The organism is Thermus neutrinimicus (assembly GCF_022760955.1).
Classification (GTDB): Bacteria; Deinococcota; Deinococci; order Deinococcales; family Thermaceae; genus Thermus; species Thermus neutrinimicus.
In genome coordinates this window covers 1-5,783 of record NZ_JAKTNU010000034.1, presented here as the reverse complement: position 1 = coordinate 5,783, position 5,783 = coordinate 1, and the positions used below count along the sequence as shown (strand labels likewise).

Genomic DNA, 5,783 nt, shown 5'->3' with positions numbered 1-5,783 from the left:
GGTTGGCCTTGCGGGCGTTAGGGGGAGTAGAGGTGGTTTTTTAGTGGGAGGGCACTTATTAACTTGGTCACGGGCACAGCCCGTAGCTTGCCGCAGAAACCCTCCTGTTGGCTACCTACGTCTGGGTAGAAGACGCACTCAAGGCTCTCCAAAACCAAGGCATCCGCCTCTTTAGGGCCCCTACCCCAAATGAACCACCGCTGGCATGTCCTGCTGGTCAGCCGTCAGGCTACCTTGCAAATAGCTGGGGTGGAGCTTTGAAGTGGCAAACGAAGGCATAAATCTTGACACGACCGCGTTCCCTGATCCCCTGGCAGACCCGACATCCAGACAAAGGAACCCTTTGTGCTGGCAAAATCCTTCAGGAGACGGGTTTTGCCTATACCCGGCTCACCTGCGAGGAAAACCAACCTCCCTGCCCCCCAGGCCTCCTCCATCCGGGCCCAGGCCTCTTCCCGACCCACCAGCACAGGCGGCTACTAGAGGGACAGGGGAATCTCCCGCCTAGGCCGCGGTCTTGACAGGGAGAGGGCAGCCCCGCCCACGATCACCCGCACCAGAGCTTGGGTCTCGGGTAAAGGGTCCACCCCAAACTCCCCATCAAGCTGCTCCCGGCCTTGATGGTAAGTGCCCCCCGGTCCCCCCGCAGATAGTGCAGGCGCATCACCCGGCGCAGGTGCTCCTCGGAAAAGGGGTCTGCCTCACTTAGACGGAGGGCCAAGGCCAGGGCCTTCCTCAGCTCGCCCTCCACCTCCAGCCGCCCAGCCTCGGTCTCCAAGGCCTCCCGCCACAACCCCAAGAGGTGCTCCCGCTCAATCTCGACCCAGCCGGCAAAGTCGGGGCAGTCGTCGTAGTCGTAGCCCCTTAACAGTTCGCCCTGTAGATCCACAACCAGGGCCTACCTCCCCTGGAGGGCAAACCGTACAAGCTGGGCAACTTCGGCTTCCAAGCCTTGGGCAAGGTGAAGCACCCCCTCCCCCCTTACGGCCTCATACCCGCCTGCTGCTCCCCGAAGCCTCCTTAAGGACTGGACCAGGTTGTTGCGAGCAGCCCGCTCGTGGCTCTCGGGCCAAAGAAGTCCAGCCAGCTTGGAACGGGGGGTAGGGCCCTCGAGGACCAGGTACGCCAGGACCCCGGCTGCCTTGCGCTCCAACACCACCTGTAGGTCCCCTAGCTTAAGCGACTCCCCTCCCAAGAGGTGCAAAGTGGCCACGTATATCCCCCAACCTTCTTTACTGTACGTCCCACCCCCCTGGTGGATTTGTAACGCCCGGGTAACACCCCCTCCCTAACCTGTGGGGTAGATGGTCGTGCGTAGCCTTGGGATCTATCTGCCGGAGGGTCGTGTAAGCGCCGAGGAGATCGCCCTTTGGGCCCGCCTGCCCGCAGAGGTGGTGCGGGAAAAGCTGGGCATCTTGGAAAAACCGGTGCCGGGACCTGAGGATCACCCTGCGGATATGGCCCTCTGGGCTGCCCAAGCTGCCCTCAAGGCAGCGGGCATGCCTGGAGAGGCCATAGACTGGGTGATTTCCATCGTGGAGGAGCACAAGGACTACCCCGTCTGGGCCACGGCTCCCTACCTGGCCCTGGGCCTTGGGGCCTCGAGGGCCAAGGGTCTGGACCTCAACCAGAAGTGCGCTTCCCTCATGGGGGCCCTGGAGGTAGCCCGAGGGCTTTTCACCACCCGCAAGGAGGCTCAGGTGATCCTGGTGGCAGGAGGTTACCGCAACGGGGACCTGGTGGACTACCGGGACCCCAACACCCGCTTCCTCTACGATCTGGCCGCAGGGGGTGGCGCCGTGGTCCTCACCCGGGAGGGGCCAGGGCTCCGGCTTTTGGGCCTTGCCCACCGCATGGACTCCACCCTGGCCCTCATGGTCAAGGTGCCCGTGGGGGGAACCCGGAACCCTTTAAACCCGGGGAACCTGTCCGAGTTCCGCCTGCGCGTGGAGAATCCCCAGACGATGAAAGACCGCCTGGATGCCACCTCCATTCCCAATTTCGTGGAAACTATACAGGAGGCTCTCGCAGAAGCAGGTTACACCGAGGCCGACCTGGACTACCTGGCCCTCCTCCACATGAAGCGCTCCGCCCATCGGGCGGTGCTGGAGAGCCTAGGTCTGAGGGAGGAGCAATCCCTCTACCTGGAGCGCTTCGGCCACCTGGGGCAGCTGGATCCCATCCTCTCCCTAAAGCTGGCCTGGGACAAGGGGCTTCTGCGGGAGCGGAGCCTGGTGGCCTTGGCAGCAGCAGGGGTGGGGTACTTCTACGGGGCGGCGGTACTCCGCCTGGAAGGGAGGCTGTATGCTTGAGCCCAACTGGCTAGGGCAGCTTGCCGGTTACCATCCGGAGCGGAAGGCCCTCTTTTTCCGGGGAGGGTGGTTAACCTACGGGGATCTTTACCGGAGGGCGCGGCAGGCCGCCGGGGTGCTGCGGGACCTGGGGGTGGGTAAAGGGGACCGGATAGGCCTTCTCGCCTGGAACCACCCGGCGTACCTGGACCTTTTCTTCGCGGGCCCCCTTCTCGGCCATATCCTCACCCCCTTCAACTACCGACTTAGCTTGCCCGAACTCCAAGCTCTTTACGCCTACACCGAGCCCCGGGTGCTCTTCTATGGGGAAGGCTTCCAGGAAACAGCCCAGGCCCTGGATCCCCAGGCCCTTCCCCTCGAGGTCCTCCTCGAGGGGGCGGAAATAGGGGAGGCCACCAGGGTAGGGCTGGAAGACCCCGCCCTCCTCCTCTTCACCGGGGGCACTACCGGCCAGCCCAAAGGGGCCCTGATCCCTTACCGTCAGCTTCTGATCAACGCGGTCCAGACCGCCTTTTCCTGGGGGCTTACCCGGGACGACCGGTACATCCTGGCCACCCCCATGTTCCACGCCGCTTTGAACGCCGTGGCCACCCCTCTCCTCTACCTGGGAGGGAGCGTGGTGATCGAGGAGCGCTTCCACCCTGAGGAGTACCTGGCCCTCGCCCAGGCCCACCGCCCCACCCTCCTCTTCCTGGTGCCCACCATGTTCCAGATGCTCCTGGAAACCCCCGGCTTTGCGGAAGCTGATCTCTCCTTCGTCCGCTTCGCCATCTCCGGGGGAGCTCCCTGCCCCAGCCCGGTGCGGGAGGCCTTCCGCCGGAAAGGGGTGCGCTTCAAGCAGGGCTACGGCCTCACGGAGTGTGGGGTAAACTGCTTCACCCTAGAGCTGGAGGAAGCCGAGGCCTACCCCGAGAGCGTGGGCCGGCCCATGCCCCACTTAAAGGCCCGCCTGGTGCGGGAGGATGGAGGGGAAGCCCAGGTGGGGGAAGCAGGGGAACTTTGGCTTTCGGGAAGCGTGGTCATGAAGGGGTATTACCGCCGCCCTGAAGAGAACGCCAAGGTCTTTCTTTTCGACGGGGAAAGGCTCTGGCTCCGGACCGGGGACCTGGCCTTGCGCGACGAGGGGGGGCGTTTCTACATCGCAGGGCGTAAAAAGGAGATGTTCATCTCCGGAGGAGAAAACGTCTACCCCGTGGAGGTGGAGCGGGCCCTCTACGACCATCCGGCGGTACGGGAAGCGGCGGTGGTGGGGGTGCCGGACCCCCGGTGGGGCGAGGTGGGGGTAGCCTTCGTGGCCCTGAGGGAAGCGGTGGAGGCCGAGGTCCTTCGCGCCTTTCTCCGGCGACGCCTGGCGGGGTACAAGGTGCCCAAACACATCGTCTTTGTGGAGGAGCTCCCCAAGTCCGGACCGGGGAAGGTGCAGAAGGAGGCCCTGAAAAGGATCTGGGAGGCGGAACATGGCCAAGCTTAGGTACCGCGTGGAGGGAGAAGGGCCAAAGGTGGTGCTTCTTAACGGGATCTTCCAGCGCCTGGAAAGCTGGGACCCCGTGGTACCCCACCTCGAGGGCTACACCCTTCTCCGCTACGACATGCGGGGCCAGGGGGAAAGCGAGGCCCCACAGGGCCTCTACACGCCAGAGGCCCACGCCCAGGACCTCCTCGGCCTCCTGGAAGGTCTGGGCTGGGAAGGCGCCACCCTAGTGGGCCTTTCCAACGGGGGCATCGTGGCCTTGAAGACGGCCCTTCGGGCACCCCAACGCTTTCGGGGCCTGGTTTTGGCCTGCACCACCCCCTACTTGGACCCCGCCCTAACGGCCAAGGTGCAAAGCTGGCTCCACGCGCTAAAGGCTGGGGGTACCCCCTTGCGCTTAAGGGTAGCCCTGCCCTGGGTTTTCGGGGCCCGCTTCCTTAACGCCCACCCCGAGCTCCTCCAGGAGGAGGGCCTTGCCACCCTGGTGGCCCAGGCACCGGATGACAAGGCCCAGGAAAGGCTTCTTCTGGGGTTTCTTGCCCTTGAGGACCTCAGGCCCCATCTCTCGGGCCTCGCTCTGCCGGCCCTGGTCCTTTACGGGGAGGACGACCTGCTTTTCCCAAGGCCCTATGCCCAGGCCTTGGCCGAGGGCTTAAGGGCAAGGCTAAAGGCCTTGCCTACAGGGCACGCGGCGCCCTTGGAGGACCCCCTGGTCTTCGCCCGCCTGGTGCGAGAGTTCCTGGAGGAAGTCTATGCTTAGCTATCTGGAAAGCGGGAAGGGAATCCCAGTAGTCCTTGTTCATGGAAACTTCGCTTGTAAGGAATGGTGGCGGGAACTCTTACAAGATCCCCCGGTAGGGGCTTGGCTCCTGGCCCCCGACCTCCCGGGCTTCGGGGAAAGCCCAGCCCCTGAGGATTTCATCCCCTCCATTCCCGCCTACGCCGAGGCCCTGAGGATCTTCCTGCGGGAAAAGGGCGCGGAAGAAGCCATCCTGGTGGGCCACTCCCTGGGAGGTGCGGTGGTGATGGAAGCGGCGCACACAAAGGTACGGGGGCTCGTACTCATCAACTCCGCCCCGCCCTCGGGGTTGAACACCCCAGAGGCCTACTACCCCATCCTGGAGAGCTATCGCCATAACCGGGAGGCCCTGGGGCAGGCCCTGGCCACCATGGCCCCTACCCGTAGACCCCCCTGGTTCCCCGAGCTGGTGGAGAAGGCGCAAAGGATGCATCCCGTCCACTTCCAGGGTAACGCCCAGGCCCTGGCGGCCTGGCGGCTGGAGAAGGCCTACTCAGGGCCGGTTCTGGTAATCCACGGCTCCTTAGACCCCCTCGTCACCCGGGCCATGGCAGAGGAAACCGCCGCTTTCTTTCCCCGGGGAAAGCTGCTTGTCCTCGAGACAACAGGCCACTCGGTGAACGTGGAAAACCCGGGGGCGCTAAAAGGCATCCTGGAAGGTTTCCTCAAGGAGGTGCAAGGTGAGGTTCAAGGTGGGAGATAAGGCCAGCTACACCCAAACCATCTCCGAGGCCCACGTGGCCCTCTTCGTGGGGGCGGTGGGAGACACCAATCCCTTACACGTGGACGAAGCCTATGCCCAAGGAAGCCGCTTTGGCCGGCGAATCGCCCAGGGGATCCTGGTAGCCGGCCTCATCTCCACGGTCATCGGCACCAAGCTACCGGGTACCGGAGCCGTCTACCTCTCCCAGAGCCTGCGCTTTCTGAGGCCCACCTACCTGGGGGACACCATCACCGCCACCGCCGTGGTCAAAGCGGTGAGGGAAAGGGAAAAGGGCGGCTTAGTCCTGACCCTGGATACCTCTTGCGAAAACCAGCGGGGAGAAAGGGTCATTGAAGGCGAGGCCGTGGTGCTGTACGAGGAACCTATGGGCGCAAGGCCCTAGGGTAAGGAGGCAAGTATGCGGAAGATAACGGGATTTCCTATGTACACGTCAAAACCTCCATAGGGCATAACCCCAAGGGACTTCCGCGCCTTCCT

The 5,783-nt window shown here is 64.0% G+C and carries 7 protein-coding genes; 5 read left to right on the top strand and 2 right to left on the bottom strand.

All coding sequences use genetic code 11. The annotated features are described in order from the left end of the window. Positions 1-547 precede the first annotated feature (547 nt). A complete protein-coding gene (locus L0C59_RS10955; protein WP_243091362.1) occupies positions 548-889 on the bottom strand; it encodes a bacterial transcriptional activator domain-containing protein in 342 nt (113 codons plus the stop codon). A 9-nt stretch (positions 890-898) separates the two neighbouring features. Further along, entirely contained in the window at positions 899-1,213 is a 315-nt protein-coding gene (locus tag L0C59_RS10950) for an AfsR/SARP family transcriptional regulator (protein WP_243091361.1), read from the bottom strand. 91 nt (positions 1,214-1,304) lie between these two features. On the opposite strand from L0C59_RS10950, the gene L0C59_RS10945 reads away from it, so the two are divergent. The 5 genes from L0C59_RS10945 to L0C59_RS10925 are packed head-to-tail and all read left to right on the top strand — an operon-like array spanning position 1,305 to position 5,688. Further along, positions 1,305-2,312 (top strand): 3-oxoacyl-ACP synthase, encoded by a 1,008-nt coding sequence (locus L0C59_RS10945; protein WP_243091360.1) that lies wholly within the window; start codon positions 1,305-1,307, stop codon positions 2,310-2,312. Then, positions 2,305-3,783 (top strand): class I adenylate-forming enzyme family protein, encoded by a 1,479-nt coding sequence (locus L0C59_RS10940; RefSeq protein WP_243091359.1) that lies wholly within the window; start codon positions 2,305-2,307, stop codon positions 3,781-3,783. Before L0C59_RS10945 ends, L0C59_RS10940 begins: the two co-directional genes overlap by 8 nt. Then, positions 3,770-4,543: an alpha/beta fold hydrolase gene (locus L0C59_RS10935; protein WP_243091358.1), complete on the top strand. Its 774-nt coding sequence runs from the start codon at positions 3,770-3,772 to the stop codon at positions 4,541-4,543. Before L0C59_RS10940 ends, L0C59_RS10935 begins: the two co-directional genes overlap by 14 nt. Then, on the top strand, positions 4,536-5,285 hold the full coding sequence (locus L0C59_RS10930; protein WP_243091357.1) for an alpha/beta fold hydrolase: 750 nt from the start codon (positions 4,536-4,538) through the stop codon (positions 5,283-5,285). The genes L0C59_RS10935 and L0C59_RS10930 overlap by 8 nt, the downstream gene beginning before the upstream one ends. Next, on the top strand, positions 5,263-5,688 hold the full coding sequence (locus L0C59_RS10925; protein ID WP_243091356.1) for a MaoC family dehydratase: 426 nt from the start codon (positions 5,263-5,265) through the stop codon (positions 5,686-5,688). Before L0C59_RS10930 ends, L0C59_RS10925 begins: the two co-directional genes overlap by 23 nt. Positions 5,689-5,783 lie beyond the last annotated feature (95 nt).

Bases quoted from the DNA above. Each gene is read 5' to 3' on its own strand.
- L0C59_RS10930 (WP_243091357.1), top strand. From the start codon at position 4,536: ATGCTTAGCTATCTGGAAAGCGGGAAGGGAATCCCAGTAGTCCTTGTT.
- L0C59_RS10945 (WP_243091360.1), top strand. From the start codon at position 1,305: ATGGTCGTGCGTAGCCTTGGGATCTATCTGCCGGAGGGTCGTGTAAGC.
- L0C59_RS10935 (WP_243091358.1), top strand. From the start codon at position 3,770: ATGGCCAAGCTTAGGTACCGCGTGGAGGGAGAAGGGCCAAAGGTGGTG.
- L0C59_RS10940 (WP_243091359.1), top strand. From the start codon at position 2,305: ATGCTTGAGCCCAACTGGCTAGGGCAGCTTGCCGGTTACCATCCGGAG.